We start from the raw sequence: 25,928 nt of genomic DNA, 5'->3' as shown, positions 1-25,928 counted from the left end.
TATGATCGACGGCATGGCCATGCCCGTCGGCCACCCTCTTCCGTCCCGCAACCCGGACCCGCGCCCATGCCCCAGTCCCGCCGCCCGTTGCGCATCGGCCTGATCGCCGACACCCATGGCCTGCTCCGGCCCGAGGCGCTGGAACGGTTGCGCGGCTGCGACCAGTTGATCCATGCCGGCGACATCGGCAAGCCGGAAATCCTCGCCGAGCTGGAACGCCTGGCGCCGCTCTCGGTGGTGCGCGGCAACAACGACACCCAGGACTGGGCGGCGGACATCCCCGAGCGCCTGCTGCTGAAGATCGGCCGGCTGACCCTCTACGTACTGCACGACCTCAAGCGACTCGACCTCGACCCGGCCGCCGAAGGCATCGACGTGGTGGTCGCCGGACATTCGCACAAGCCGCTGAAGGAAGAGCGCGACGGCGTGCTCTACCTCAACCCGGGCAGCGCCGGGCCGCGGCGCTTCAGCTTGCCGATCGGGATCGGCGTGCTGGAAGTGGCGGGGAAGAAGATCGAGGCGGAGCTGATCACCCTCTGACCCCGCCTGGAACCGTCAGCGGCGCTCCCATACCTCGAAGGCGTAGGCAGGCGCATCGTCAGCCGCGGCGTGTTCGATGCTCGACGCCAGGCGCCAGGCCGCACCATCGATCTCGGGGAAAAAGGCGTCGCCCTCCGGCGCCAGGCCAACCCGGGTCAGGTAGAGACGCGCGGCGCGCGGCAAGGCCTCGGCATAGAGCTGGGCGCCGCCGATCAGCATCAGTTCGTCGGCGTCCTCCGCCTGCGCCCACGCCTCGGCGCGCGCCAGCGCGGCGTCCAGGCTGGCGAACACTTCCGCACCCTCCAGTGCCAGGCCGGCCTGGCGGCTGACCACCAGGTTGAGCCGGCCCGGCAGCGGCCGACCCAGCGAGTCCCAGGTCTTGCGCCCCATGATCACCGGCTTGCCGAGGGTCATCGCCTTGAAATGCTTGAGGTCGGCCGGCAGGCGCCAGGGCAGGCGGTTGTCGATGCCGATCGCGCGGTTCTCGCCAAGGGCGGCGATCATCGCCAGCGGTCGTGCCATGGGGTTACCTCATCGTGGAAGGACAAAGGCGCGAGGATAAACACTCGCGCCGGCGGACTCCAGGCCCGGCCTACAAGGGATTGGCATACGGCGGCACCTGCATGAAGAAGGTGCCATCCTCGTTGACCTGGGTGGTACCGGTCGCCAACACCTTGCGGTAGTCCTGCAGGTTGAAGGTCAGCACCTGGTCCGGGGTCTCGGTCTTCAGCAGCACCTGGGCGTAGGTGATGAGGATTTCGAAGATCTTCAGGTCGCCGGACTGTAGCCAGAGGAAGGATGGGCCCGCCGCGGCCGGCGGGCTGAACACCGGCGACGGCTGGCCGGGCGCCTGGGAGAAACGCAGGTGCAGCCCCTGGTCGTCGAGCCAGGCCTCCTGTACGTGGCCATCGATGCCCAGCAGCGGGAAGACCTTGCGGTAGTCCAAGCGCATGGCGCTGCCGACCAGGCTCGCCCCCGGCCGATCGAGGCTGACCAGCGCCGACATCGGCAAGCCGACCAGGCTCATCGCCCCGTACAGCGGCAGACCGATCACCTTCAACTGGTCGGGCCGATAGACCAGCGCGCCGCTGGCCGCGTCCACCTCCACGCCGCCGCCCAGCCGCAGCGGCAGCCAGGGCCCTACGCCGAGCGGACGCACCCGCCCCTCCACCTCCAGGCGTCCCGCCGCACTGCTCATGCGGAAGTCCTTCAACATGGTCCCGTCGTAGGCGAGGATGTGCTCGTTGAACAGGTTGGCCAGCTGCCGCGGGCTGAGCAGCACCTCACCCTCCATCACCTGGAAATGCATGTCCTGCGGGCGGTCGAAGTCCACCGGCTGGCCGGCCCGGTTCGGCACCAGCCAGCCCTTCACCTCGGGCACGTGGAAACCGATGTTGCCGCGCAGGTACATGTCCACGTTGCGCAGCAGTATGCCGACGCCATCCTGGCCGGAATCCGCCGGCCCGGCCGTACGCATGGGCAGCGGCACCGGCGCCGGCGGGACCTGCCGGTACCAGCCCTCGCGCAGCAGGGCCAGTTCGCGTTGCTGCCGGTCGATGGCGCTTTCGGCCTGGACCGCGCTGGCCGCCAACAGGCACCAGCCAAGCAGCACGCCCCACGGACGCCGGCTCACAGCCGTGCCTCCAGCGGCGCCGGCGCCTTCACCGGCGACACGGCGATCTGCACCATGCCGTCCTCGCGCAGGCGGATCACACCGTTCTGCAGTTGCCGCCGGTAGTCGTAGAGATTGAACAGCAGCGGCTGCCCCGGGCTGAGGCTGGTGAACAGGGCGTAGGCCTTGACCAGCACGGTGCGCGCCATCTTGATATCGCCGCCCTCGATGAACATGTAGCTGTCCGGCGCCCGTAATGCCGGCCATTGCAGGTCGGCCAGGGAGTCGCCGAGGGCGAGTTGCATGCCGCCGTCCGCCAGGGCCAGGCGACTGACGCGGAAGTCCAGGCGCGGCGGCGGGAACAAACCGTCGAGGTCGACGCGGATGCGGTTGCCGACCAGCTCCATGTGCCGGGTCTTCAGCTTCAGCACCTCGGACATCTCGATCGAGGCCGCCGCCAGCGACGAAGTGACCTCGACCCCGTCGACGAAGATCCGCCGGGGTACCAGGGTCACCTCCAGCGGACCGCTCAGCTCGATCTCGGTGAGCATCCGCAGCGGCCGCCAGCGCCCCTTGCGCAACAACTCGCCACGCACTTCCTGGCCGTCCTTGCGGGTGCTCATCCTGAGGTTGCGCACGGCCGCGCGGGACGCGGCGAGGTCCTGGTTGAGCAGGGTCGCCAGGGTGGCGTCGCTGACGAATATCTCGCCGGCCTGGATCCGCGCCACCATCGCCGTCGGATCGTCGAGCGACAAGGGCGCGCCGGGACGAGTCGGTTCCATGCGGATCAGCATGCGCTGGATGAAGAAACCGATGTCGTCGTGCAGGCGGAAGTCGGTATCGGCGATCCACAGTCGCGAACTCGCCGATCCCGAGCCGCGGGCGCCGACGCTCGCCTCCAGCGTACGCGGCGGCACGGCGCTCATCAGGCTGTCCGGCTGGCGCCCCCAGTCATCGGTAGCGGCCGTCGGCACACGCGCTTCGACACGGGCCGGCGGCGCCACGGCCTGGCCGCCACCGTGGGCATCGAAGGCCAGCCAGGCGCCCAGCAACAGGCAGGCCAGTTGCAACGACAGGCAGGGAAACGCGGAGGCAGGTTGCGCGGAAGCCATCACCGATCCTCTTATTGTTATGCGAGCGCCGTCACCCTATACCCTGCCCCGGCCGTCCGCCCCTTTCGTTGGATTGGCCGGGAAAACGCCGACGTCGTCACGCTGGCGGCGATTGTCACGGGAATGTCGCGAAACGGGCAAAGAAGTATCACCTGGCTGCGTCACTCTGCTGGACTGGAACACTCCCGAACCGCCGACGAGGACCCGTCATGCAACCAGCCTTCCTGCGCCGCCACCTCGGCGCCGCCTGCCTGATGCTCGCCGCTGGCCTGGCCAGCGCCGCCCACGCCGACACCGGCAACGTACAACGCGCCATCGACTGGGCCCAGGGCCAGGCCTCCGTCCGCCACCCGGCCGGCCACGAACGCTCGCCGCTGGTCATCGCCCACCGTGGCGCCAGCGGTTACGTACCGGAACACACCCTGGGCGCCTACGCCCTGGCGGTGATGATGGGCGCCGACTACGTCGAGCCGGACCTGGTGATGACCCGCGACGGCAAGCTGGTCGCCCGCCACGACAACGAGCTGGGCCTGACCACCGATGTCGCCCAGCACCCGGAATTCGCCGACCGCAAACGCACGCAGAAAGTCGACGGAGTGGAACTCACCGGCTGGTTCAGCGAAGACTTCACCCTCGCCGAACTGAAGACCCTGCGCGCCATCGAGCGCATCCCCACGATCCGCCCGGGCAATGCGCGCCTGGACGGCACCTTCGAGATCCCCACCCTGCAGGAGATCATCGACCTGGTGAAAAGCCTGCAAATCAGCCAGCAACGCACCATCGGCCTGTACCCCGAGATCAAGCACGGCACCCACTTCCAGCGCCTCGGCCTGGCCATGGAACGCCCGCTGGTGAAGACCCTGCACCGCAACGGCTACCTCGGTCCGCGCGCGCCGGTATTCATCCAGTCCTTCGAGGTGAACAACCTGAAGGAACTCAAGCGCCTCACCGGCATCCGCCTGGTCCAGCTCTACGGCAGCGGCCAGCCCTACGACCAGCAGGCCAGCGGCGGCAGCCTGACCTACGCCGAGATGGCCACCGCCAAGGGCCTGCGCCAGGTGGCGCGCTACGCCTACGGGGTCGGTCCGGACAAGAGCTACGTGATTCCTCGCGATGCCAACGGCAACCTCGGCCAGCCGACCCGCTTCGTCGGCGACGCCCACGCCGCCGGGCTGAAGGTGCATCCCTACACCTTCCGCGCGGAAAACAGCTTCCTTCCGGCGGAGTTCCGCAGCGCCGACGGCAACCCACAGTCGCGCGGCGACCTGGCCGGCGAGATCAGGGCCTACCTCGACGCCGGCATCGACGGCCTGTTCAGCGACCAGCCGGACGTCGCCGTGCGCCTGCGCGAGCAGCGCTGACGCAGCCCGACCGGCGCTCGTACGCGGGCGCCGGCCTCATGGACACTCGATGTAGCCGTCGAAGGGCTGTGCCTTGCCCTTCTCCAGCGCCTGCCGCCTGATGTTCCGGCAGATCCGCCGATCGCGCTCGTGCATGGCGTCGATCGACGGGTTGCCGGTGGGCTCCACGTTCTTGTGGTCGTTGACGCCAAAGGTCACCAAGGGCTGCTCCGGCTCCACCCGGAAGCGCGACGGCGTTTCCTTCTCCTCCTTGCGCGACGGCGGATCCGCCGCCAGGGTCGGCAACTGGTCGGCCTGCACGCCATAGCGTTGCAGCAAGGAGCCATCGGGCAACTCGTCGGCCAGCGCGCCCGCCATCCCCAGCAACAGCGCCAGGGGGTATCGGCGTACTACCTTCATCTCAGTGTTCCTCTCGCTACCGGCGCCGAACGCTTTCGCCACGGCGCCAGTCAAAATCCCACACCCCGCCGCCAGCCGGCTGGCAAGCCAGCATGAGCCGCCGGGGCGCTTTTTGCTATGTTTGGCGCTGATCAGACGCCGTTGGCCGGGCACGATTCACGCTCGGCAGGGAAATCGACACAGGAGGTGACTTGAGTCACACGACGCATCCCGGCCTCGACGCCCTCTGGCTGACCGAAGCCGTTCGCCTGCGCGAGGAGCAGGCCGGTCCGCTGGAAGACAGCGAGGCGCTTCGCCAGGCGCTGGCCCAGGGCGGTTCCCTGCCGCGCCGTATTCTCACCCGCGCCCACTGGCTGGGCCGCCGCGAGGGCCTGCTGGACGCCCAGCGGACCTGGCGCCAGGGTTCGCGGCTGGCGCTGGCCCTGCTGCTGGTGCTGGCCCTGGCCAGCGGCGCCGGACTGGCCTTCGCCGCGCTCGGCGATGGCCAGCGCCCGGTCAACGTGTTCTGGGCGCTGGCCAGCCTCCTCGGCCTGCACCTGCTGACCCTGCTCGGCTGGGCCCTCGGCCTGCTCGCCGGCGGCGAGGCCGCGGGCGCGCTCGGCCGGCTCTGGCTGTGGCTCAGCGGCAAGCTGGCGCGCGATGCCCGCGCCGCGCACCTGGCGCCGGCGCTATTGGTCCTGCTCGGCCGGCGCCGGCTGGCGCGCTGGGGCCTCGGCGCGCTGGTCCACGGGCTCTGGCTGCTCGGCCTGCTGACCGCGCTGGCCATGCTCCTCGGCCTGCTGGCGACCCGCCGCTACGGTTTCGTCTGGGAAACCACCATTCTCGGCAGCGATACCTTCATCGCCCTCACCCAGGCGCTCGGCGCCCTGCCGGCGTTGCTTGGCTTCCCGTTGCCGGACGCCGAGCTGATCCGCGCCAGCGGCGACGCCGCCCTGGCCAGCGAAGCCGCACGGCACGCCTGGGCCGGCTGGCTGGTAGGCGTACTGCTGGTCTATGGGGTCCTGCCGCGCGCGCTGCTCGGTCTGTTCTGCCTGTGGCGCTGGAAACGCGGCCTGGCCGACCTCGACCTGGACCTCGACGACCCAGGCTACAGCCTGCTGCGCGAACGCTTGATGCCGGCCAGCGAACGCCTCGGCGTCAGCGACGCGGCGCCGGACTGGCTACCGGAGCCGCAGGGCGGCCAGTCCGGCCAGGAAGCCGCCGGAGCGGTGCTGGTGGCGGTGGAGCTGGACGATCGCCGGCCCTGGCCGCCGAAGCTCGCCGAAGGCGTCGCCGACGCCGGCATCCTCGACGACGGCCAGCAGCGCCGTCGCCTGCTCGAACAACTGACCCGCTACCCGCCGGCGCGCCTGGCCATCGCCTGCGACCCGCGTCGCTCGCCGGACCGTGGCACCCTGGCACTGCTCGGCGAACTCGCCCGCTGCGCCGCCAGCACCCGCATCTGGCTGCTCCAGGCTCCGCCCGGCGAAGCGCTCGACAGCGACCGCCTGGGCGACTGGCACACCGCCCTGGAGCGCCTGCAACTGCCGCACGGCGAGACCTCGCCGCTGGCCTGGCTGGAGACCGGCCATGACTGAGCCGCTGATCCTGGCCGTGGTCGGCCACACCAATACCGGCAAGACCTCGCTGCTGCGCACCCTGACCCGCGACCGCGGATTCGGCGAAGTCTCCCATCGCCCCAGCACCACCCGCCACGTCGAGGGCGCCAGGCTGTCGGTGGACGGCGAAGCGCTGCTGGAACTCTACGACACGCCCGGCCTGGAAGACGCCATCGCCCTGCTCGACTACCTGGACGCCCTGGAGCGCCCCGGCGAGCGTCTCGATGGCCCGGAACGCATGGCGCGGTTGCTGGACAGCAACGAAGCGCGCGGGCGTTTCGAACAGGAAGCCAAGGTGGTCCGCCAGTTGCTCGCCTCCGACGCCGGGCTCTACGTGATCGACGCCCGCGAACCGGTGCTGGCCAAGTATCGCGACGAACTGGCGGTGCTTGCCGGCTGCGGCCGGCCGCTGCTGCCGGTGCTGAACTTCGTCGCCAGCCCGCAGCATCGCGAGGAGGAGTGGCGCGCCGCCCTCGCTCGCCTGGGCCTGCACGCCCTGGTGCGTTTCGACAGCGTGGCGCCGCCGCTGGACGGCGAACGGCGCCTCTACGAGAGCCTGGCGCTGCTGCTGGAGCGCGCCCGGCCGCAACTCTACCGGCTGATCGCCGACCATGAGACCCAGGCCGCCGCGCGCCTGCGCGCCGGGCAACGGCTGATCGCCGAATTGCTGGTTGACGTCGCCGCCTGTCGGCGCCTGGTGCCCGGCGGCGAAAGCGCCGTGCAGGAGGCCACCCGCGACCTGCACCAGCAGGTGCGCAAGCGCGAGCAGGCCTGCGTGGAAGCGTTGCTGCGGCTCTACGCCTTCGCCAGGGACGACGCCCGCGCCGCCGACCTGCCGCTGCTCGACGGCCGCTGGGGCGACGATCTGTTCAATCCGGAGACCCTGCGCCAACTCGGTATCCGCCTCGGCGGCGGGGTTGCGGCCGGCGCCGCGGCCGGCGCCGGCATCGACCTGCTGGTGGGCGGCGTCACCCTTGGCGCCGCCGCCGCCCTCGGTGCCCTCGCCGGCGGCGCCTGGCAGACCGTCGGGCACTACGGCTCGCGCCTGCTCGGCAAGCTCAAGGGCGCCCGCGAGCTGACTGTCAACGACGCCGTGCTGCGCTTGCTTGCGCTGCGCCAACGGCAGCTCCTGGCAGCCCTGCAAACGCGCGGCCACGCGGCGATCGAGGCGATCCGCCTGGAGACCCCGGAGGACAAGCAGTGGCGCGAAGGCAAGCTGCCGGAAGCACTGCGCAAGGCGCGCGCGCATCCGGAGTGGTCGTCGCTGAACGGCAGGCGGGTGGGCGGCAGCGACCGCCAGGAACAGATCGACGCGCTGGCCGAATTGCTGGAGAGCGGGCGCGGGGAATGACAGACTGGGCGACGATCGCCCAAGAGGTAGGCCCATGCCCTTCGTTTCCTACGCGCAGAACCTGGAAGACGTCCGACTCTGGCGGGCCCTGAAGCTCTTTCCCAGGGGGTTCTACATCGACGTCGGTGCCAACCACCCGCGGATCGACTCGGTCACCCTGGCGTTCTACGAGCGCGGCTGGCGCGGCATCAACATCGAACCGCTGCCCCATCTGCACCGCGAGCTGGAGCGGGAGCGGCCGGAAGACCTCAACCTGAACCTCGCCATCGGTGAGCGCGAAGGCCGCGCCACGCTCTACGAGATGGCCGCCTCGGGTCTCTCCACCCTGGACCCCGAGCTAGCCCGCCAGCGCCAGGCCGAGGGCTGCACGGCCACCCCGCGCGAAGTGATGGTCAGCACCCTGGACGCGATCTGCGCGGCCCATGTCGAAGGGCCGATCCACTTCCTCAAGATCGATGTCGAAGGGCTGGAAGGCGCGGTGCTCCGCGGCCTCGACCTGAACCGCTGGCGCCCGTGGCTGATCCTCGCGGAAACTCCGTTCGACCACGACCCCGAGTGGAAAGCGCCGCTGCTCGCCGCGGGCTACCGTTTCGTCCACTTCGACGGCCTCAACGGCTATTACCTGGCGGAGGAACAGGCCCGCCTGGAAGGCGCCTTCGCGCTACCGCCGAACCTGCTGGACGACTTCCAGCTCTGCCATGGCCACGCCATGAGCCATCCGGTCGCACCGCTGGAGCAGGCCCTGGAGCAGGCGCTGCAACGCGCAGAAGATGCGGAGCGGGCTTTGCGGGACTGGCGCGCGCTTCCCTGGTACCGCCGCCTGTTCGGTTGAGCGGAGCCGACGGCTCCGCCGAAGGGTCAGACCGCGACCGGTGCCTTGATGTGCGGATGGGCCTCGTAGCCGACCAGCTCGAAGTCCTCGAAGCGGAAGTCGAACAGATCCTTCACCTCGGGATTCAGCTTCATGCTCGGCAACGGCAGCGGCTCGCGGGTCAACTGCAGGTCGGCCTGCTCCAGGTGGTTGGCGTACAGGTGGCAATCGCCGCCGGTCCAGATGAACTCGCCCGGCTGCAGGCCGGCGACCTGCGCCACCATCAGGGTCAGCAGGGCATAGCTGGCGATGTTGAAGGGTACGCCGAGGAAGATGTCCGCCGAACGCTGGTAGAGCTGGCAGCTGAGCTTGCCGTCGGCGACGTAGAACTGGAACAGCGCGTGGCAGGGCGGCAGGGCCATCTCGTCGATCAGCGCCGGGTTCCAGGCGGAGACGATCAGCCGGCGCGAGTCCGGATTCTTCTTCAGCATCGCCATCAGGTTGGCGATCTGGTCGATGTGGCGGCCGTCCGGCGCCGGCCAGGAGCGCCACTGGTAACCATACACCGGGCCGAGGTCGCCGTTCTCGTCGGCCCACTCGTCCCAGATCGAGACGCCGTGCTCCTTGAGGTAGGCGATATTGGTGGAGCCCTTGAGGAACCACAGCAGCTCGTGGACGATCGACTTGAGGTGGCACTTCTTGGTGGTCACCAGGGGGAAGCCCGCGGCCAGGTCGAAGCGCATCTGGTGGCCGAACACGCTATAGGTGCCGGTACCGGTGCGGTCGCTCTTGAAGGTGCCGTGCTCGCGCACGTGGCGCATCAGGTCGAGGTACTGTTTCATCGGAGGCTCGGATCGATATCGGTGCGGCGCCGACGTGGCGGCTCCCACCGAGGGATGACAGAAGGATGGCCAAGTCTACGGCGACGGGGCCGGCATCGCCAGTTCGGCGCGACCGGCGCAAGCCATGCACGCCCTGGAGCGGAAAGCCGGCTGCCCGGAGCGGATGACGCCTGCGACGTTATCCGCCCCGGGCACGAAAAGCGGCTCAGGCCGTCTTCGGCTGCGCCGCGTCGCGGCGGTAGGCCCAGACCATCAGGGCAATGCCGGCCAGCACCATCGGTACGCAGAGCACCTGGCCCATGGTCAGCCAACCCCAGGCGAGGTAGCCGAGCTGGGCATCCGGCACGCGGACGAACTCGACGACGAAGCGGAAGATCCCGTAGCACAGCACGAACAGGCCGGAGACCGAGGCGGTCGGCCGGGGCTTGCGGGTGAACAGCCAGAGGATGACGAACAGCGCCACGCCTTCCAGGGCGAACTGGTACAGCTGCGACGGATGCCGCGGCAGCGGGCCGCCGTTGGGGAAGACCATGGCCCAGGGCACGTCGCTGACCTTGCCCCACAGTTCCGAGTTGATGAAGTTGCCGATGCGCCCGGCGCCCAGGCCGATGGGCACCAGCGGGGCGATGAAGTCCATCAGCTGGAAGAAGCTCTTGCCATGGCGCTTGCCGAACCACCAGACCGCCAGCATCACGCCGAGCAGGCCGCCATGGAAGGACATGCCGCCTTTCCAGACCTCGAAGATCAGCGTCGGGTTGGCGATGTACTCGTCCAGGTTGTAGAACAGCACGTAGCCCAGGCGGCCACCGAGGATCACGCCGCAGGCGACCCAGAAGACCAGGTCGGAAAGGCGCTCCTTGGTCCAGGTCGGGTCGAAGCGCTTCATCCGGCGCGACGCCAGCAGCCAGGCGCCGCCGATCCCGATCAGGTACATCAGCCCGTACCAGTGGATCTTCAGCGGGCCGATGGCCAGCGCAACCGGATCGATCTGGGGATACGTCAGCATCGATAACTCCTACGACAGAAAAGCGAGATCGGGGGTCAGGAAACTTATGCCCACGCTGAACAGCAGCAGGGCGAACAGTCGCTTGAGTACACGCGGCGACAAACGATGCGCCAGGCGCGCGCCGAAGCGGGCGAATAGCATACTGGTGGCGGCGATGCCGACCAACGCCGGCAGATAGACGTAGCCCAGGCTCCACTCCGGCAACTGCGGGTTGTGCCAGCCGACCGCGATGAACGACAGGGCGCCGGAAATGGCGATAGGCAGGCCGCAGGCCGAGGAAGTCGCCACCGCCTGCTGCATCGGCACGCTGCGCCAACTGAGGAAAGGCACGGTCAGCGAACCGCCGCCGATGCCGAAGATCGCCGAGGCCCAGCCGATCACCGCGCCGGCCAGGGTCAGGCCGCCCTTGCCGGGCACCTGGCGATTGCCCTTGGGCTTGAGGTCGAGGACCATCTGCAAAGCGACCAGGATGGCGAACACCCCGATTATCTTCTGTAACAGCGGCCCCTTGATCTGCGCCGCGGTCAGCGCGCCGAGGGCGCTGCCGACGAGGATGCCGAGGGTCATCCAGGCGAACACCGGCCAGCGCACCGCGCCGCGCCGATGGTGTTCGAGAATGGAATTGATCGAAGTGAAGACGATGGTCGCCAGGGAGGTGCCGACCGCCATCTGGGTCAGGACGTCGCCGCCGAAACCGTGCGCGGTGAAGCTGAAGACCAGCGCCGGGACGATGATCAGGCCGCCGCCGACGCCGAACAGTCCGGCCAGCACGCCGGCACAGGCGCCCAGCACGATATAGAGGAGAAACTCCATGCACGCCCCCGTTGGAAAGCCGGCATGGTAACGGAATTGCGCGCCGCGCGGCAGGCGTCGTGCTTGAACGGCGATGGCGGATGCCTTTAGCCTGACGGCCAGCCCATTCCAAGGATCGCGCATGTGCCTGATCGTCTTCGCCTGGCAACCGGGGCACGCCCTGCCGCTGCTGGTCGCCGCCAACCGTGACGAGTTCTATGCCCGCCCGAGCCTGCCACTGGCGGCCTGGGAGGACACCGAGGGGGTATTCGCCGGGCGCGACCTGGAGGCCGGCGGCACCTGGCTGGGGCTCGGCCCGGCCGGCCGTTTCGCCGCCCTGACCAACGTCCGCGATCCGTCGCAGCCTCTCGGCAAGCGCTCCCGTGGCGAACTGGTGGCGGACTTCCTGCGCGGCGGCGGCAACCCGGCCGACTACCTGGCGCAGGTCGCCGAGCGCGCCGCGGACTATTCCGGCTTCAACCTGCTCATTGGCGATCGCCATCAGCTCTGGCACTACAACCCCCGCGTAGGGCCACCGCGCCTGCTGCCGGCGGGGATCTACGGGCTGTCCAACGCGGCCCTCGATACGCCCTGGCCGAAGCTGCTCAAGGCTCGCGCCGCCCTCGCCGAGCAGCTTGCCGAACCGCATCCGCAGGCCCTGCTGGAGCTGCTGGCCGACGCAACGCCGGCCGCCGACGGCCAGTTACCGGATACCGGCGTGGGTCTGGCCACGGAACGCCTGCTCTCCAGCGTGTTCATCGCCAGCCCGAGCTACGGCACTCGCGCCAGCAGCGTCGTACGGGTACACGCCGACGGCACGCGGGAGATGATCGAGCGCAGCTTCGGGCCGTCCGGCGCCCGGCTCGGCGAGGTCAGCCTGGTGCTGCCGCCAGGCTGACCCTTCAGCAACAGGCCACGCAATCGCGACGCTGCTTGGCCCGATAGAGGGCGTCGTCCACCCGGCACAGCAGCAGGTCGAGGGTCTCGCCATCGTTCAGCACGCCGACGCCGAAGCTGGCGGTCAACCGCTCGCCCATCTCGAAGGACTGCGAGCGAACCCGCTGGCGCAGGCGTTCGGCCAAGGCCGCCGCGGCCTCCAGGCCGGTTTCCGGAAGCAGCAGGATGAACTCCTCGCCGCCCCAGCGCGCCAGCACGTCGACCTCGCGCAGCTCGCTGGCGACCAGGCGGCCGAAGGCGACCAGCACGCGATCGCCGGTGGAGTGGCCGAACAGGTCGTTGATCCGCTTGAAGTGATCGACATCGATCATCACCAGTGCCGTGGCGCGTCCATGGCGCTGCCGGCGCATCCATTCATGGTGCAGGCACTGCTCGAACTTGCGCCGGTTGTACAGCTCGGTGAGCGGATCGATTTCGCTCAGGCGCTGGGCCTCGGCCATCTTCGAGGCCAGCGCCTGGTTGACCCGGTGCAGCGCCTCGGTGCGCTCGGCCACCAGGTCCTCGAGACGCCGGTTCCAGTCGAACAGTTCCTCGTTGCGCTGCTGCAACTCCAGCTCGACCAGCTTGCGCTGATGGATCTCGTGGTGCGCACCGATCATCCGCCGCGGCTCGCCGCGCTCGTCGAACTCGACGAAACGCCCGCGATCGCTGATCCACAGGTAATCCCCGCTGTAGGTGCGGCAGCGGTATTCCTCGCAGTATTCCGGGCTTTCGCCGTCGAGGTAGGCCTGGAAGCTGGCCATCACCCGCGGATAGTCCTCGGGATGGATGATGCTCCTCCAGGTCTCCACGCTCTCCGGCAGGCTATGCGGCGGATAGCCGAGCATCAGGTACCAGCCGGCGCTGCGGCTGACCTGGTTGGTCGCGATGTTCCAGTCCCAGATCCCGTCGCTGACGATCTCCAGAGCATATCGCAGGGTTTTCTCAAGGTCTTCGCGTGACAGCGGAAGAAGACCTGGCGGCTTCGACGCCCGTTCGTCCATTTTGCGGCAATCCCTCGCACGTTCGACTGGCCAGTGGCCTCTACCGAATGGCAGGCAGTCTATACGCTTGCGGGGAAAGCGTAAGCGCCGCACGACGAAGCGTCCGGCGCGCGGGAAATCAGGGCTGGACGGTAGCCGCCGGGTTGATCACGCGACCCAGGCCGAGGTTGCGCAACGCCAGGTGCAGCGAGCTGTGGATGACCTGCGGGTTGTCGAAGGTGAGCAACTGGCCGAGCAGGTCCCGGGCCTTGTCCAGGGTGATCTGGCGCAGCAGCCACTTCACCTTGGGCAGGTTGGTGGCGTTCATCGACAGGCTGTCGAAGCCCATCGCCATCAGCAGCACGGCAGCCGCGGGATCGCCGGCCATCTCGCCGCAGATGCTCACCGGCTTGCCTTCCAGGTGGGCATCGTCGACCACCTTCTTCAACGCATGCAGCACGGCCGGATGCAGGTAGTCGTAGAGGTCGGCGACCCGCGGATTGTTGCGGTCGACCGCCAGCAGGTACTGGGTCAGGTCGTTCGAACCGACCGAAAGGAAGTCGACCTGGCGGGCCAGCTCGCGGGTCTGGTACACGGCGGCGGGAATCTCGACCATCATGCCGATGGGCGGCATGGCGATGTCCACGCCCTCGTCGCGCACCTCGCCCCAGGCGCGGTGGATCAGGTGCAGGGCCTCTTCCAGCTCGTGGGTGCCGGAGATCATCGGCAGCAGGATGCGCAGGTTGTCCAGTCCTTCGCTGGCCTTGAGCATGGCGCGGGTCTGGACCAGGAAGATCTCCGGGTGGTCGAGGGTGACGCGGATGCCGCGCCAGCCGAGGAACGGGTTGTCTTCCTTGATCGGGAAGTAGGACAGCGCCTTGTCGCCGCCGATATCCAGGGTGCGCATGGTCACCGGCAGCGGGTGGAAGGCACTGAGCTGCTCGCGGTAGATCGCCAGCTGTTCCTTCTCGCTGGGGAAGCGGTCGTTGATCATGAACGGCACTTCGGTGCGGTACAGGCCCACGCCCTCGGCGCCACGCTCCTGGGCGCGGGCGACATCGGCGAGCAGGCCGGTGTTGACCCAGAGCGGCATGCGGTGGCCGTCGAGGGTCTCGCAGGGCAGCTCGCGCAGGGCCGCCAGGCCCTTGCTCAGCTCGCGCTCCTCGGCGACCACGTCGCTGTACTGGCGCACCAGCTCGGCGGAGGGGTTGGTGTAGACCTCGCCGTGGTAGCCATCGACGATCAGGTCGATGCCGTCGACCTTGGAGTACGGCAGGTCGACCGCCCCCATCACCGTGGGGATGCCCATGGCACGGGCGAGGATCGCCACGTGCGAGTTGCCCGAGCCGAGCACCGAGACCAGGCCGACCAGGCGCCCTTCCGGCACCTCGCCGAGCATCGCCGGCGACAGCTCCTCGCTGACGATGATGGTCTGCTCCGGGTAGGTCAGGTTCTGCTTGCGTTCTTCCTGCAGGTAGGCGAGCAGGCGGCGACCGATGTCCTTGACGTCGGAGGCGCGCTCGCGGAGATAGGCGTCGTCCATCAGCTCGAAGCGCTGCACGTGCTCCATCACCACCTGGCGCAGGGCGCCCTGGGCCCACTGGCCGGTACGGATGATGCGCTTGACCTCGTTGCCGATGGAGGCATCGTCGAGCATCATCAGGTAGACGTCGAACAGCGCGCGTTCTTCCTTGCGCAACTGGCTGGCGAGCTTGCTCGACAGCGCGCGCATGTCGGCGCGAACGCCCTCCAGGGCCTGCTTGAACAGGGCGATCTCGGCGTCGATGTCGTCGACCTGCTTGTCCGGCACCACTTCCAGGTCGGCCGGCGGCAACACCACCACCGCCTTGCCCACCCCGACCCCGGGGGCGCCGGGCACGCCGACGAACTTGGCTTCCTGGATGCCCTTGCCGAGCTTGCCCAGGCCGCGGATCGAACCGGTCGCCTCGGCATGCGCGATGACCCCGGCGAGCTGGGCGCTCATGGTGACGAGGAAGGCCTCCTCGCCTTCGTCGAACTGGCGGCGTTCCTTCTGCTGCACCACCAGCACCCCCATCACCCGCCGATGGTGGATGATCGGCGCGCCGAGGAACGACGCGTAGCGCTCCTCGCCGGTCTCGGCGAAATAGCGGTAGCGCGGGTGAGCGGCGGCGTTCTCCAGGTTGAGCGGCTCCTCGCGGGTGCCGACCAGGCCGACCAGGCCTTCGCTGGGGGCCATGCTGACCTTGCCGATGGAACGCTTGTTGAGGCCTTCGGTGGCCATCAGGACGAAACGCTGGGTCTCGGTGTCGAGCAGGTACACCGAGCAGACCTGGGTACCCATGGCTTCCTTGACCCGCTGCACGATGATGCCCAGCGCCGCCTTCAGATCCTTGGCGGAGTTCACTTCCTGGACGATCTTGCGCAGCGTGTTGAGCATGCTCGGGGCCTTGTCTCCGTGTTCAGTCCCGCGCCAGAAGGCGCGGGGCCAGTTCCTTCAGGGCGCGGCGGTAGACCTCGCGCTTGAAGGTCACCACCTGTCCCAGGGGGTACCAGTAACTCACCCAGCGCCAGCCGTCGAACTCGGGCTTGCTGGTGATATCCATGCGCACGCGCGCCTCGTCGGACATCAGCCGCAGCAGGAACCATTTCTGCTTCTGGCCGATGCACAGCGGCTGGCTGTGGGTCCGCACCAGGCGCTGCGGCAAACGGTAGCGCAGCCAGCCGCGGGTGCAGGCCAGGATGCGCACGTCCCCGGCCTCCAGCCCGACTTCTTCGTTCAATTCGCGATACAGCGCCTCTTCCGGCGTTTCGCGATCATTGATGCCTCCCTGCGGGAACTGCCAGGCTTCCTGATTGATACGCCGCGCCCACAGCACCTGCCCCGCCTCGTTGGCGAGAATGATGCCGACATTCGGGCGAAAACCATCGGAATCGATCACGCTGGGACATCCTCGAAATCGCATGTGCCCGCATTGTTCCATAAAGCTTGTGATAGCGGCAACGCGCGGCTTTGCGACTCGTGCGGGGAGGATACAGGGCCGGCAAAAGCCGGTAGGCTAGGGGTTTTCCCAAGGCCCGGTGGGAGCCTTCGCAAAAGGCTCTCGCGGCCCTCCCGCCACCCGCCAACCGATGGAGTCACCCCGTGCGTCTGGCCCTTTTCGATCTCGACAACACCCTGCTCGCCGGCGACAGCGACCATAGCTGGGGCGAATGGCTGTGCCAGCGCGGCCTGGTCGACGCCGCCGAATACCAGGCGCGCAACGACGCCTTCTATGCCGACTACGTGGCCGGCAAGCTCGACGTCCTTGCCTACCAGGCCTTCACCCAGGCGATCCTCGGTCGCACCGAGATGGCCCAGCTGGAAACCTGGCACCGCCAATTCATGCAGGAAGTGATCGAGCCGATCGTGCTGGCCAAGGGCGAGGCGCTGCTCGCCGAGCACCGCGCCGCCGGCGACCGGCTGGTGATCATCACCGCCACCAACCGCTTCGTCACCGGCCCGATCGCCGAACGACTCGGGGTGGAGACCCTGATTGCCACCGAGTGCGAGATGCGCGACGGCCGCTACACCGGGCAGACCTTCGACGTGCCCTGCTTCCAGGGCGGCAAGGTGGTTCGCCTGCAACGCTGGCTCGACGAGAACGGCCTGGACCTGGAAGGCGCCAGCTTCTATAGCGACTCGCTGAACGACCTGCCGCTGCTGGAAAAGGTCAGCCGGCCGGTGGCCGTCGACCCCGATCCGCGCCTGCGCGCCGAGGCGGAAAAACGCGGCTGGCCGATCATTTCCCTGCGTTGACCCACTGACAAGTGCGCCGTCCGACGGGCGGTGCCACGGCGGACCCAGGATGCCCCACACCGCCCCCGCTCCCGGCTCGCTGCGGCCGGTCGTGATCGTCGCCCTGGTCACCGCGCTATGCCTGGCCGGCGATTCGATGCTTTATATCGCCCTGCCGATCTACTGGCACGAGGTCGGCCTGGAAGCGCTCTGGCAGGTCGGCGTGCTGCTGTCGATCAACCGCCTGATCCGCCTGCCCTTCAATCCGCTGATCGGCCGCCTGTACAAGCACCTGGCACTGAAGACCGGCCTGCTCCTGGCGGTCGTCATCGGCGTGCTGAGCACCGCCGGCTACGGCCTGGCCAGCGGTTTCCTGGCCTGGGTGCTGCTGCGCGGACTGTGGGGGGTCGGCTGGTCGTTCTTCCGCATCGGCGGGCTCTCGGCGGTGGTCTACTGCGCTGCCGACCACCAGCGCGGCCGCGCCATGGGCCTGTACAACGGCCTCTACCGCCTGGGCAGCCTGGTAGGCATGCTGCTCGGTGGGCTGCTGGTGCCGGTCCTCGGCCTGCCGGCGCTGGCGCTGTCCTTCGCGATCCTGGCACTGCTCGGCCTGCCGCTGCTGGCGAAGGGTTTCGACCTGCCGGAGAGTCCCGCCGGACATGCGCGGACCTCCGCCGCAACGGCATCCACCAGCATCGCCAGGCGCCCGCCGCCGCGCGGCCTGGTGATCCTCAGCGGCTTCGCCACCGCGCTCCTGATCCAGGGCGTGCTCGCCGCCACCCTGAGCGCGCTGATCGCCCGCAGCTTCGGCACCGAGGTCAGCCTGCTCGGCCTGGCGCTCAGCGCCGCCGGCCTCTCCGGGATCATCCAGGCCCTGCGCTGGTCTTGGGAGCCCTGGCTGGCCGGGCGCTTCGGTGCCTGGTCGGATGGCCCGCGCGGGCGTCGGCGCTTCTACGTGGCTGCGCTACTGGTCGGCGCAATGGGCTTCGGCCTGCTTTCCAGCAGGCTGCCCATTCTCGCCTGGCTGGCCATCGCCCTGCTGGTGATGCTGGTCGCCACCGCCCTCACCACCCTGACCGACGCCCTCGCCGCCGACGTCGCCCGCGCCGGCGACGTGGTCGGCTTCATGACCCGCTACTCCATCGTCCAGGACCTCGGTGCCGCGCTGGGCCCGGCCCTGGCCTTCCTCCTGCTGGAGCGGCCCGGCGGCTTCGCCTGGTTGTACTGGGGCGGCTCCCTGGCGTTCCTGGTCCTGGCGTTGCTCTGGTTGCGCCGAGGGGACTCTCAGACCGGCTTGTTGACCATCAGGTAGAAGATGACCATGAAGGCGATGAAGGCCGGCCAGCCGAGGATGAACCAGGCGTTCATGTAGCGGTACGCCAGCGGTTCGATGGGCCGCGCCTCGCGCAAGGCCGCCTCGGCCATGTCGCGTACGCGGATCTGCAACCACACCACCGGTAGCCAGCAGAGCCCGGCGAACACGTAGAGGCCCAGGCTCCACAGCAACCAGCCCTGGGCCAGCGACCAGCCGGCGACATGCACCATGGCCAGGCCGCTGAGCGGCTGGAACACCGCGGTGGTGGCGATGAACAGCCAGTCGGCGGTGACCAGGTGGCGGAAGGTCACTGCGATCACCGGCAACTGCCCGCTGCGCCAGGCACGCAGGGCGTAGTAGGCCGACCCCAGGCCGGTGCCGAAAAGAATGGTCGAGGAAAGGATATGCAGGGTCTTCAGCAGCAGGTAAAGGTTCATCCACGGGCCTCCCTGGCTCGAGGTTCGTCGCCCAGCAGCCAGAGCGTGGCCACCATCAGCACGATGTTCTTGCCGACCGCCATGTAGGGGTCGTACCAGTAATGCGGCAGGATCAGGCTGATCGCCAGGCTGTAGCCAAGCATCAGCCAGAACTGCGCCAGCAGCGCGCGCCGACGCCAGCGGCGGAGCAGCAGGCCGACGCCGAGCGCGCCGTCGAGCAGGGCCCCGGCGATCACCGCCAGGCTCGCCGGCCAGCCGTGGATGCCGGCCTCGCCGAGGATCCGCAGGCCCCAGCCGTAACCCGGCCCCAGGCAGGCGACCAGGGTACCCAGCCAGATCAGCACCAGGGCCGCCAGCATCAGCGGCCGCATCAGAGCCGCCAGGCTGCGTGCCGCCTGCGGCCAGCCGAGCAGGCGACTGGCCAGCGGCGCGCAACGATAGCCGCAGGCCGCATCGAGGAGTGCCGGGTCGGCCAGGTTGTCGTGGCGCACCAGCTTCAGCATCGATGGACTCAGTGTCCGCCAGCCAGCACGCCGGCCATGCCCGCCCAACGCATCGAGAAGCGCCGCGGGCGGCACCACATAGCGGCCGCGCGGCCAACCCTGGGCGCGGCGCAGCTCGTCCAGCAGCTCGCCCTGGGTCAGCGCCTGCGGGCCCACCAGCGGAATCACCTGCGCCCGCTCCGGCCAGCGGCGCAGCAGGGCCAGCACCGCGCCGACCAGGTCCTCGACATGCAGCGGTTGCAGGCGCGCGCGATTGTCCAGCAAGGGAATCAGCGGTAGCGGCGACAGGCGTTCCAGCCAGGCGCTGCTGGCGCCGCCCGGCCCCAGCAGCAGGGACGGGCGCAGCACCAGCGCCGGGATGCCCAGTTCCAGCAGGTGGCGGTCGGCCGCCGCCTTGCTGGCGAGGAAGGCCACGTCCGGGTGCGCACCGGCGCCCAGCGCGGAAATCTGCAGGACCTTCGCCCCATGGGCCGCAGCGAGGTCGAAGAGTGTTCGCGCGCCGCTGTCCTGGACGCGAGCCATGCTCGCCTCGTCGAGGCTCATGGTGCCGGCGGCATTGATCAGCAGGTCGACCCCGGCGGGCCAGGCGAAGCTGTCCGGCCTTTCCGCAAGCCGCTCCAGGTCGAGCGCCAGCCAGCGTACGCCGGCAGGCGCATCGACCGGCGGGCGGCGCGCGGTGAGGAGCAGTTCGTGTCCGGCGGCGAGCAGCGCCGGGAGCAGGTGCCGCCCGACGAAACCTCCCGCGCCTACCAGCAGAATACGCATGCGTTCCTACAGAACCGGCGAAGGCCGGTGAAGTCCATTTCGTTGGCGTTTCAGAGCGGCTTGCTGACCATCAGTACCGCCACCGCGATGAAGCTGGCCGCACCGAGCAGGGCCATGACCAGGCCCACCTTGATCTCGCGCAGGGTCTGCTCGCCCAGCGCGGCCCCCGCCGTCTCGGCGGCGCCGGCCTGGTGCTGGACCCGCGCCAGGCGGCCGGCGAGGACCAGCCAGAAGATGCAGCCGAGCAGATAGAGGCAGGCGCCGAACAGCAGCCAGCTCTGGCCCAACGGCCAGCCGGCCAGGTGCGCCAGCCACCAGCCGCTGACCGGCAGGGCCAGCAGGCTGAGCCCCAGCAGCGGCCAGCCGATCAGGCGGACCCGCTTGAAACCGCGCGCGATCCGCGCCGCGTCGCCCGTCCGCCAGCTGCGCCAGGCGTAGAACGCCAGGCCGAGCAGGCCGCCGAAGAGCAGCACGGTGGCGACTCCGTGGAGAATCTTGATCTGGAGAAAATGTTCCATCAGCGCATCCTTGTCCGTGTTCCCGGCCCGTTTGAGGGGCCGGGGGCGGGCTCAGTTCCCGAGGAAGGAGATCACCTGCCCGTGAAGCTTAGCAGCCCGTGTCGGCGAGCCGCCGCGGGTCAGCCGAGGAACAGCTGGTAGGCCGGGTTGGCGGTCTCGTCCCAGTACGGATAGCCGATCGCCTCCAGGGTCTGCGGGATCAGGTGGCGCTCGTCTTCCGGCACCTGCAACCCGGCCACCACCCGGCCGTCGGCCGCGCCATGGTTACGGTAGTGGAACATCGAGATGTTCCAGCGCCCGCCGAGCTTGGTGAGGAAGTTGAACAGCGCGCCGGGCCGCTCGGGGAATTCGAAGCGGAACACCATCTCGTCGCTGACTTTCACCGCATGGCCGCCGACCATATGGCGGATGTGCAACTTGGCCAGTTCGTTGTCGGTCAGGTCGAGGACCGGGAAGCCCTTCTCGCGCAGATAGGCCACCAGCGCCTCGCGCGGGTCGTTCTCCGGGTGGGTCTGCACGCCGACGAAGATGTGCGCCTCGCTGCCGCTGTGGTAGCGATAGTTGAACTCGGTGATCTGGCGCTTGCCGACCGCCTCGCAGAAGGCCTTGAAGCTGCCCGGCCGCTCGGGAATGGTCACCGCGATGATCGCTTCGCGGCGCTCGCCCAGTTCGGCGCGTTCGGCGACATGCCGCAGGCGATCGAAGTTGACGTTGGCGCCGGAGTCGATCGCCACCAGGGTCTGCCCCTCGGCGCGCTCGCGCTCGACGTACTTCTTGATCCCGGCCACCGCCAGCGCGCCGGCCGGCTCGGTGATCGAGCGGGTGTCGTCGTAGATGTCCTTGATCGCCGCACAGATCTCGTCGGTGCTGACGGTGATCACTTCGTCGACGTGGTCCTTGCAGATGTCGAAGGTGTGCTGGCCGATCTGCGCCACCGCCACGCCGTCGGCGAACAGCCCGACCTGGCCCAGCACCACCCGCTCGCCGGCGGCCATGGCCGCCTGCAGGCAGTTCGACTCGTCCGGCTCGACGCCGATCACCTTGATCTCCGGACGCAGGTACTTGACGTAGGCGGCGATGCCGGCGACCAATCCGCCACCACCCACCGGGACGAAGATCGCATCGAGGCGGCCGGGCTGCTGGCGGAGGATCTCCATGGCCACGGTGCCCTGGCCGGCGATGGTGTCCGGATCGTCGTAGGGATGGACGAAGGTGTAGCCCTTCTCGTCGACCAGCTTCAGCGCGTGGGCCAGCGCCTCGGGGAAGGCGTCGCCGTGCAGCACCGCCTTGGCGCCGTGGGCGCGCACCGCCTGGACCTTGATCTCGGGGGTGGTCTTGGGCATCACGATGACCGCCCTGATCCCCTGCCGCTTGGCCGCCAGGGCCAGGCCCTGGGCGTGGTTGCCGGCCGAGGCGGCGATCACCCCGCGGGCCTTCTCCTCCTCGGTGAGCTGCGCGACCTTGTTGTAGGCGCCGCGGATCTTGAAGGAAAACACCGGCTGCAGGTCCTCGCGCTTGAGCAGGACCTGGTTGCCGAGGCGTTCGGACAACTGGCGGGCGGGTTGCAGGGGTGTTTCCACCGCGACGTCGTAGACGCGCGAGGTGAGGATCTTCTTGACGTATTGTTCGAGCATCGGAGGCGGTTCGGCGGACTTCACGGAAGCCCGGAGTCTACTCCAGGCCCGCCGGGCGGACTACCGGCGCGCCGCAGGAAAACACCGCGACTGCCGGTCATCCGGGGCAAGACCGGAGGACGCCAGGCCGCTATAATTCGTCCCTTCGTATCGCAGCGGCACAGGACGTGCCGGAAACCCGCCGGGCCGCCCCGGCCGCGCGCACCCTCCGCCTGCGCCGCCGGGACGGCCGGCCAGGCAACCAGACAGGCACCCGGGATGAACCAGGATCAGCTCAAGCAGGCAGTGGCACAGGCCGCCGTCGACCACATTCTTCCGCACCTCGACAGCAAGAGCATCGTCGGCGTCGGCACAGGCTCCACCGCCAACTTCTTCATCGATGCCCTGGCCCGCCACAAGGCCGAGTTCGACGGCGCAGTGGCCAGTTCGGAGGCCACCGCCAGGCGCCTGAAGGAGCATGGCATCCCGGTCTACGAGCTGAACACGGTCAGCGAGCTGGAGTTCTACGTCGACGGCGCCGACGAAAGCAACGAGCGCCTGGAGCTGATCAAGGGCGGCGGTGCCGCGCTGACCCGCGAGAAGATCGTCGCCGCGGTGGCCAAGACCTTCATTTGCATCGCCGATGCCAGCAAGCTGGTACCCATCCTCGGCCAGTTCCCGCTGCCGGTGGAGGTCATCCCGATGGCTCGCAGCCACGTCGCCCGCCAACTGGTGAAGCTCGGCGGCGATCCGGTCTACCGCGAAGGCGTGCTGACCGACAACGGCAATATCATCCTCGACGTGCACAACCTGCGCATCGACAGCCCGGTGGAACTGGAAGAGAAGATCAACGCCATCGTCGGCGTGGTCACCAACGGCCTGTTCGCCGCCCGCCCGGCCGACCTGCTGCTGCTCGGCACCGCCGACGGCGTCAAGACCCTCAAGGCCTGAGCCCGCTCGCCCCAGGCCGATGACCGGTGCGGGGCGACACTGCAACAAAAGCGGCTACGCTGTGTCTCAGCAGACGGCTGGTCCGTTGCGATCCGCCGCACCCCGTGAACAAGGAGCTAGACATGGCAGCCAAATTCCATCTGAAGAAAGCGAAAGACGGCCAGTTCCACTTCAACCTGCATGCCGCCAACGGCGAGATCATTCTCACCAGCGAACTGTACAAGGCCAAGGACTCGGCGCTCGGCGGCATCGAGTCGGTGCGCAAGAACTCCCAGCGCGACGGTGCCTTCGAGGTCAAGCCGGCCAACAACGGCAAGTTCCACTTCGTGCTCAAGGCCACCAATGGCCAGGTCGTCGGCCAGAGCCAGCTCTATGCCAGCCAGGCCAACGCCGAAGCCGGCGTGCAGTCGGTGAAGCGCGCAGCGCCGGAAGCCGGCCTCAGCGACGAAAGCTGAGGCCTGGCGGCGCCTGTGCCGAGGCACAAGCGCCGCCCATCCACCTCTGCATTCCCTTCCGCGGTTACTTCCCGTCCCAGGAGTTGAACGCAGCGCCCCATTTTCAGGCTCGCAAGTAACACTCCCGGCCGCTGCCTCTCTCTGCTTCGCCGTCCAAGCCGCTGCCAGTTACAACGTAGCGACACCTCAGGTCGCCCAGGCGTCAATTCGTGCTCCAGGGACATGAAACGGTCCGCATCCTGCTTGCGCGGCGCGAGCATCATTCGATGCACCATCGTACCGACACAGAGGAAAGTGCCGTGTTCAAACCATTAGCTGTCGCTGTAGGCCTGGGATGTGCCGCGCTGTCGTTGGGCGCCAACGCCTACCAATACGGGGAATACGCCGGGGAGACCCTGGAGCGCCTGATCACCGACTACCCGGGCCGCTATCGCGGCACCGCCAGCTTCGCCGGTGCCAGCGAACTGATGCAGTCGCGCCTGGGCTTCGGCTACCAGACCAGTCGCCAGGACTTCACCTGGGCCGGCAACCGCAGTTCGCAGAACGTCATCGCCTCGGCGCCCGGCAGCAGCGGGAAGTTCCTGGTACTCGGCGCGCACTACGACACCTACTACGGTCGCCCGACCCTGCAGGGCCTGGACGATAACGCCTCGGGCGCGGCGGTGCTCACCGAGATCGCCCGCAACCTCGGCGGCATCGCCCTGGAGAACGGCCTCGAGGTGGTCGGTTTCGGCGCCGAGGAGGAAGGCCTGCGCGGTTCGCGTGCCTACGTCGAGTCCCTCGACGCCAGCCAGCGCGCCAACCTGCAGGGAATGATCAACCTCGACAGCCTGGTCACCGGCGACAAGATGTACGCCCATGCCGGCTCCAACAGCGTGTCCAGCCCGGCCCTCGGCGCCTACCGCGAACAGATCCTGCGCATCGCCCGCGAGCTGGACATCCCGCTGTTCACCAACCCCGGCCTGAACGCCGAATACCCGGCGGGTACCGGCTGCTGCAGCGACGGCGAAAGCTTCAACGGGATGGACATCCCGGTGTTGTTCATCGAGGCGACCAACTGGGAACTGGGCGACCTGGACGGCTACGAGCAGACCGACAACCCGGCGATTCCCGGCGGCTCAACCTGGCACGACCCGGCCGAGGACAACAAGGAAGTACTGACCAACGCCCTCGGCCAGGAGCGCATCGAGCAACGCATGCGCGACTTTTCCCGCCTGCTGACGCGCCTGGTGCTGGAGCTGACCAACGCCGACCTGCTGGCCTCCACCGCCTCCGGCGGCGCCCTGGCGCGGCAGATGGAAGACCAGTTGCAGCGCCAGCACCAGGCACTGACCCGCCTGCACGACCGCCGCTGGCTGACCCTGCTCGGCAGCAACCGGCCGGTAGGCAGCTTCGACGGCGAGGTGGGCGCGGAGGGCGAGGTCTCGCCGGACAGCGGTTTCGACATGCCTGGCGATCCGGAGTCCAGGCGTGCCGGCGTGCATCTGCTCGGCGACTACCGCTACAGCGAGGCCCTGACCCTCGGCGGCAGCCTGGCCTTCCAGCGCAGCCGCGACAAGCTGGACCATGGCGGGCGCATCGAGGGCGACACCTGGCAGCTCGGCCTGTTCGGCCTGTACAACGACGGCGGTCCGGAATGGCTGGCCGGCGAGCTGAACCTCGGGCATACCCGCTACGACAGCAAGCGTTCGGTCTACCTCCAGGCCGCCGGCGGGCCGGTGCTGCTCGACCAGCGTCTGTCGGGCGACACCTCGGCCTGGTCCTGGGGCGCCCGGCTGGAAGGCGGCTATGACTTCAGCTTCGGCGAACTGCGGAGCGGGCCGCTGGCCGGTCTCGACTACATGCGCTACCGCATCGACGACTTCCGCGAGGACGAGGCCCTGCGTACCGCACTCGGCTACGAGAAGCAGGACTACGACTCACTGGAGGCGAGCCTCGGATGGCGCCTGCGCGGCGAGCTGGCGCTGGGTGCGAGAATGCGCCTGCAACCCTACGCCAGCCTGCGCTGGGTCCGCGAGCTGGCGGACGGACGCCTGGAGGACATGGACCTGACCAGCCGCGGCGACGGGCGTGTCCGGGTCGCCGACATGGGCGGCGTGGACAAGGATTTCGGCCGCGCCCAGCTTGGCGCGCAACTGGCGATCACCGAGCAGCTCGGGGTCTTCGCCGAAGCCAACAGCCGCTTCGCCCACAGCGAAGGCAACCAGGCGGGCTATTCGCTCGGGGTGAACTGGCAGTTCTGAGCGGGCCAGGGGACGCTCCTGCCGTCCC

Annotated in this window: 25 protein-coding genes; 11 read left to right on the top strand and 14 right to left on the bottom strand. The window is 68.8% G+C overall.

Annotated elements, in window-relative coordinates; all coding sequences use genetic code 11:
• Positions 1 to 66 precede the first annotated feature (66 nt).
• A complete protein-coding gene (locus AC4OR5_RS11505) occupies positions 67 to 540 on the top strand; it encodes a metallophosphoesterase family protein (protein ID WP_003102894.1) in 474 nt (157 codons plus the stop codon).
• A gap of 15 nt (positions 541 to 555) precedes the next feature.
• Here the strand turns inward: AC4OR5_RS11505 and AC4OR5_RS11500 are convergent, their stop codons facing one another.
• The 3 genes from AC4OR5_RS11500 to AC4OR5_RS11490 all read right to left on the bottom strand — a co-directional run bounded on the left by AC4OR5_RS11500 (position 556) and on the right by AC4OR5_RS11490 (position 3,264).
• Entirely contained in the window at positions 556 to 1,062 is a 507-nt protein-coding gene (locus AC4OR5_RS11500; protein ID WP_003084430.1) for a dihydrofolate reductase, read from the bottom strand.
• A 70-nt stretch (positions 1,063 to 1,132) separates the two neighbouring features.
• The gene (locus AC4OR5_RS11495; protein WP_012613491.1) at positions 1,133 to 2,173 is read right to left on the bottom strand and encodes a hypothetical protein; all 1,041 of its coding nucleotides are present in this window, start codon (positions 2,171 to 2,173) and stop codon (positions 1,133 to 1,135) included.
• Positions 2,170 to 3,264 (bottom strand): hypothetical protein, encoded by a 1,095-nt coding sequence (locus AC4OR5_RS11490; protein WP_003110414.1) that lies wholly within the window; start codon positions 3,262 to 3,264, stop codon positions 2,170 to 2,172. The genes AC4OR5_RS11495 and AC4OR5_RS11490 overlap by 4 nt, the downstream gene beginning before the upstream one ends.
• Before the next feature lie 209 nt (positions 3,265 to 3,473).
• Here AC4OR5_RS11490 and AC4OR5_RS11485 point away from each other — a divergent pair, with 209 nt between their 5' ends.
• Positions 3,474 to 4,625 (top strand): glycerophosphodiester phosphodiesterase, encoded by a 1,152-nt coding sequence (locus AC4OR5_RS11485; protein WP_003110415.1) that lies wholly within the window; start codon positions 3,474 to 3,476, stop codon positions 4,623 to 4,625.
• Positions 4,626 to 4,661: 36 nt separating this feature from the next.
• On the opposite strand, the gene AC4OR5_RS11480 is transcribed toward AC4OR5_RS11485, so the two are convergent.
• Positions 4,662 to 5,024: a hypothetical protein gene (locus AC4OR5_RS11480; RefSeq protein WP_021263134.1), complete on the bottom strand. Its 363-nt coding sequence runs from the start codon at positions 5,022 to 5,024 to the stop codon at positions 4,662 to 4,664.
• Between the two features lie 191 nt (positions 5,025 to 5,215).
• On the opposite strand from AC4OR5_RS11480, the gene AC4OR5_RS11475 reads away from it, so the two are divergent.
• Genes AC4OR5_RS11475 through AC4OR5_RS11465 form a run of 3 tightly spaced genes read left to right on the top strand, consistent with a single transcriptional unit; the run spans position 5,216 to position 8,805 of the window.
• Positions 5,216 to 6,601 (top strand): DUF2868 domain-containing protein, encoded by a 1,386-nt coding sequence (locus tag AC4OR5_RS11475; protein ID WP_031693600.1) that lies wholly within the window; start codon positions 5,216 to 5,218, stop codon positions 6,599 to 6,601.
• Positions 6,594 to 7,973 carry a GTPase/DUF3482 domain-containing protein gene (locus AC4OR5_RS11470; protein ID WP_491952830.1) on the top strand — a complete coding sequence of 460 codons (1,380 nt, stop codon included), beginning with the start codon at positions 6,594 to 6,596 and terminating at the stop codon, positions 7,971 to 7,973. The genes AC4OR5_RS11475 and AC4OR5_RS11470 overlap by 8 nt, the downstream gene beginning before the upstream one ends.
• 34 nt (positions 7,974 to 8,007) lie before the next feature.
• The gene (locus AC4OR5_RS11465) at positions 8,008 to 8,805 is read left to right on the top strand and encodes an FkbM family methyltransferase (RefSeq protein ID WP_003084414.1); all 798 of its coding nucleotides are present in this window, start codon (positions 8,008 to 8,010) and stop codon (positions 8,803 to 8,805) included.
• A gap of 26 nt (positions 8,806 to 8,831) precedes the next feature.
• Here AC4OR5_RS11465 and AC4OR5_RS11460 read toward each other — a convergent pair whose 3' ends face one another.
• The 3 genes from AC4OR5_RS11460 to AC4OR5_RS11450 form a co-directional block, all read right to left on the bottom strand.
• Positions 8,832 to 9,626, bottom strand: a complete 795-nt coding sequence (locus AC4OR5_RS11460; protein ID WP_003110588.1) for a thymidylate synthase — start codon at positions 9,624 to 9,626, stop codon at positions 8,832 to 8,834.
• 205 nt (positions 9,627 to 9,831) lie between these two features.
• Positions 9,832 to 10,632: a prolipoprotein diacylglyceryl transferase gene (gene lgt, locus AC4OR5_RS11455; RefSeq protein WP_003128900.1), complete on the bottom strand. Its 801-nt coding sequence runs from the start codon at positions 10,630 to 10,632 to the stop codon at positions 9,832 to 9,834.
• A 9-nt stretch (positions 10,633 to 10,641) separates the two neighbouring features.
• Complete coding sequence (locus tag AC4OR5_RS11450) at positions 10,642 to 11,445, bottom strand: sulfite exporter TauE/SafE family protein (protein ID WP_058160863.1); 804 nt, start codon at positions 11,443 to 11,445, stop codon at positions 10,642 to 10,644.
• Positions 11,446 to 11,566: 121 nt separating this feature from the next.
• On the opposite strand from AC4OR5_RS11450, the gene AC4OR5_RS11445 reads away from it, so the two are divergent.
• Positions 11,567 to 12,322, top strand: coding sequence for an NRDE family protein (locus AC4OR5_RS11445; protein WP_023107612.1), 756 nt, complete (start codon positions 11,567 to 11,569; stop codon positions 12,320 to 12,322).
• A gap of 4 nt (positions 12,323 to 12,326) precedes the next feature.
• Here AC4OR5_RS11445 and AC4OR5_RS11440 read toward each other — a convergent pair whose 3' ends face one another.
• From AC4OR5_RS11440 to AC4OR5_RS11430, 3 genes are all read right to left on the bottom strand, one after another.
• Entirely contained in the window at positions 12,327 to 13,364 is a 1,038-nt protein-coding gene (locus tag AC4OR5_RS11440; RefSeq protein ID WP_031639649.1) for a sensor domain-containing diguanylate cyclase, read from the bottom strand.
• A 118-nt stretch (positions 13,365 to 13,482) separates the two neighbouring features.
• The gene (gene ptsP / locus AC4OR5_RS11435; protein ID WP_003084404.1) at positions 13,483 to 15,762 is read right to left on the bottom strand and encodes a phosphoenolpyruvate--protein phosphotransferase; all 2,280 of its coding nucleotides are present in this window, start codon (positions 15,760 to 15,762) and stop codon (positions 13,483 to 13,485) included.
• Positions 15,763 to 15,784: 22 nt separating this feature from the next.
• Entirely contained in the window at positions 15,785 to 16,264 is a 480-nt protein-coding gene (locus AC4OR5_RS11430; protein ID WP_003084400.1) for an RNA pyrophosphohydrolase, read from the bottom strand.
• A 203-nt stretch (positions 16,265 to 16,467) separates the two neighbouring features.
• On the opposite strand from AC4OR5_RS11430, the gene AC4OR5_RS11425 reads away from it, so the two are divergent.
• Complete coding sequence (locus AC4OR5_RS11425; protein ID WP_003110585.1) at positions 16,468 to 17,121, top strand: histidinol-phosphatase; 654 nt, start codon at positions 16,468 to 16,470, stop codon at positions 17,119 to 17,121.
• Between the two features lie 49 nt (positions 17,122 to 17,170).
• Entirely contained in the window at positions 17,171 to 18,412 is a 1,242-nt protein-coding gene (locus AC4OR5_RS11420; protein ID WP_058160862.1) for an MFS transporter, read from the top strand.
• Here the strand turns inward: AC4OR5_RS11420 and AC4OR5_RS11415 are convergent.
• From AC4OR5_RS11415 to ilvA, 4 genes are all read right to left on the bottom strand, one after another.
• Entirely contained in the window at positions 18,385 to 18,852 is a 468-nt protein-coding gene (locus AC4OR5_RS11415; RefSeq protein ID WP_003084393.1) for a DUF2269 family protein, read from the bottom strand. The two genes, AC4OR5_RS11420 and AC4OR5_RS11415, sit on opposite strands and share 28 nt — an antisense overlap.
• Positions 18,849 to 20,120 carry an SDR family oxidoreductase gene (locus AC4OR5_RS11410; protein ID WP_058160860.1) on the bottom strand — a complete coding sequence of 424 codons (1,272 nt, stop codon included), beginning with the start codon at positions 20,118 to 20,120 and terminating at the stop codon, positions 18,849 to 18,851. The genes AC4OR5_RS11415 and AC4OR5_RS11410 overlap by 4 nt, the downstream gene beginning before the upstream one ends.
• Positions 20,121 to 20,170: 50 nt before the next feature.
• Positions 20,171 to 20,638 (bottom strand): DUF2269 domain-containing protein, encoded by a 468-nt coding sequence (locus AC4OR5_RS11405; RefSeq protein WP_058160858.1) that lies wholly within the window; start codon positions 20,636 to 20,638, stop codon positions 20,171 to 20,173.
• 119 nt (positions 20,639 to 20,757) lie between these two features.
• Positions 20,758 to 22,296 carry a threonine ammonia-lyase, biosynthetic gene (gene ilvA / locus AC4OR5_RS11400; protein ID WP_017001827.1) on the bottom strand — a complete coding sequence of 513 codons (1,539 nt, stop codon included), beginning with the start codon at positions 22,294 to 22,296 and terminating at the stop codon, positions 20,758 to 20,760.
• 234 nt (positions 22,297 to 22,530) lie between these two features.
• Between ilvA and rpiA the strand changes: the two genes are divergently transcribed.
• The 3 genes from rpiA to AC4OR5_RS11385 all read left to right on the top strand — a co-directional run bounded on the left by rpiA (position 22,531) and on the right by AC4OR5_RS11385 (position 25,900).
• A complete protein-coding gene (gene rpiA, locus AC4OR5_RS11395; protein ID WP_023086903.1) occupies positions 22,531 to 23,202 on the top strand; it encodes a ribose-5-phosphate isomerase RpiA in 672 nt (223 codons plus the stop codon).
• Between the two features lie 122 nt (positions 23,203 to 23,324).
• A complete protein-coding gene (locus tag AC4OR5_RS11390; RefSeq protein WP_003110581.1) occupies positions 23,325 to 23,657 on the top strand; it encodes a YegP family protein in 333 nt (110 codons plus the stop codon).
• A 299-nt stretch (positions 23,658 to 23,956) separates the two neighbouring features.
• A complete protein-coding gene (locus AC4OR5_RS11385) occupies positions 23,957 to 25,900 on the top strand; it encodes an autotransporter outer membrane beta-barrel domain-containing protein (protein ID WP_024947355.1) in 1,944 nt (647 codons plus the stop codon).
• The last annotated feature ends 28 nt before the right edge of the window (positions 25,901 to 25,928 follow it).

The sequence above is a fragment of the Pseudomonas sp. YA1 genome (assembly GCF_058680555.1).
The sequence above is the reverse complement of the archived record's forward strand: the minus strand, read 5'-3'. Positions and strand labels throughout refer to the sequence as shown.

Excerpts from the sequence above, each read along its gene's own strand:
- AC4OR5_RS11505 (WP_003102894.1), top strand. The coding sequence starts at position 67 with ATGCCCCAGTCCCGCCGCCCGTTGCGCATCGGCCTGATCGCCGACACC.
- AC4OR5_RS11500 (WP_003084430.1), bottom strand. The coding sequence starts at position 1,062 with ATGGCACGACCGCTGGCGATGATCGCCGCCCTTGGCGAGAACCGCGCG.
- AC4OR5_RS11490 (WP_003110414.1), bottom strand. The coding sequence starts at position 3,264 with ATGGCTTCCGCGCAACCTGCCTCCGCGTTTCCCTGCCTGTCGTTGCAA.
- AC4OR5_RS11485 (WP_003110415.1), top strand. The coding sequence starts at position 3,474 with ATGCAACCAGCCTTCCTGCGCCGCCACCTCGGCGCCGCCTGCCTGATG.
- AC4OR5_RS11480 (WP_021263134.1), bottom strand. The coding sequence starts at position 5,024 with ATGAAGGTAGTACGCCGATACCCCCTGGCGCTGTTGCTGGGGATGGCG.
- AC4OR5_RS11470 (WP_491952830.1), top strand. The coding sequence starts at position 6,594 with ATGACTGAGCCGCTGATCCTGGCCGTGGTCGGCCACACCAATACCGGC.
- AC4OR5_RS11465 (WP_003084414.1), top strand. The coding sequence starts at position 8,008 with ATGCCCTTCGTTTCCTACGCGCAGAACCTGGAAGACGTCCGACTCTGG.
- AC4OR5_RS11460 (WP_003110588.1), bottom strand. The coding sequence starts at position 9,626 with ATGAAACAGTACCTCGACCTGATGCGCCACGTGCGCGAGCACGGCACC.
- lgt (WP_003128900.1), bottom strand. The coding sequence starts at position 10,632 with ATGCTGACGTATCCCCAGATCGATCCGGTTGCGCTGGCCATCGGCCCG.
- AC4OR5_RS11450 (WP_058160863.1), bottom strand. The coding sequence starts at position 11,445 with ATGGAGTTTCTCCTCTATATCGTGCTGGGCGCCTGTGCCGGCGTGCTG.
- AC4OR5_RS11445 (WP_023107612.1), top strand. The coding sequence starts at position 11,567 with ATGTGCCTGATCGTCTTCGCCTGGCAACCGGGGCACGCCCTGCCGCTG.
- AC4OR5_RS11440 (WP_031639649.1), bottom strand. The coding sequence starts at position 13,364 with ATGGACGAACGGGCGTCGAAGCCGCCAGGTCTTCTTCCGCTGTCACGC.
- ptsP (WP_003084404.1), bottom strand. The coding sequence starts at position 15,762 with ATGCTCAACACGCTGCGCAAGATCGTCCAGGAAGTGAACTCCGCCAAG.
- AC4OR5_RS11420 (WP_058160862.1), top strand. The coding sequence starts at position 17,171 with ATGCCCCACACCGCCCCCGCTCCCGGCTCGCTGCGGCCGGTCGTGATC.
- AC4OR5_RS11415 (WP_003084393.1), bottom strand. The coding sequence starts at position 18,852 with ATGAACCTTTACCTGCTGCTGAAGACCCTGCATATCCTTTCCTCGACC.
- AC4OR5_RS11410 (WP_058160860.1), bottom strand. The coding sequence starts at position 20,120 with ATGCGTATTCTGCTGGTAGGCGCGGGAGGTTTCGTCGGGCGGCACCTG.
- AC4OR5_RS11405 (WP_058160858.1), bottom strand. The coding sequence starts at position 20,638 with ATGGAACATTTTCTCCAGATCAAGATTCTCCACGGAGTCGCCACCGTG.
- rpiA (WP_023086903.1), top strand. The coding sequence starts at position 22,531 with ATGAACCAGGATCAGCTCAAGCAGGCAGTGGCACAGGCCGCCGTCGAC.
- AC4OR5_RS11390 (WP_003110581.1), top strand. The coding sequence starts at position 23,325 with ATGGCAGCCAAATTCCATCTGAAGAAAGCGAAAGACGGCCAGTTCCAC.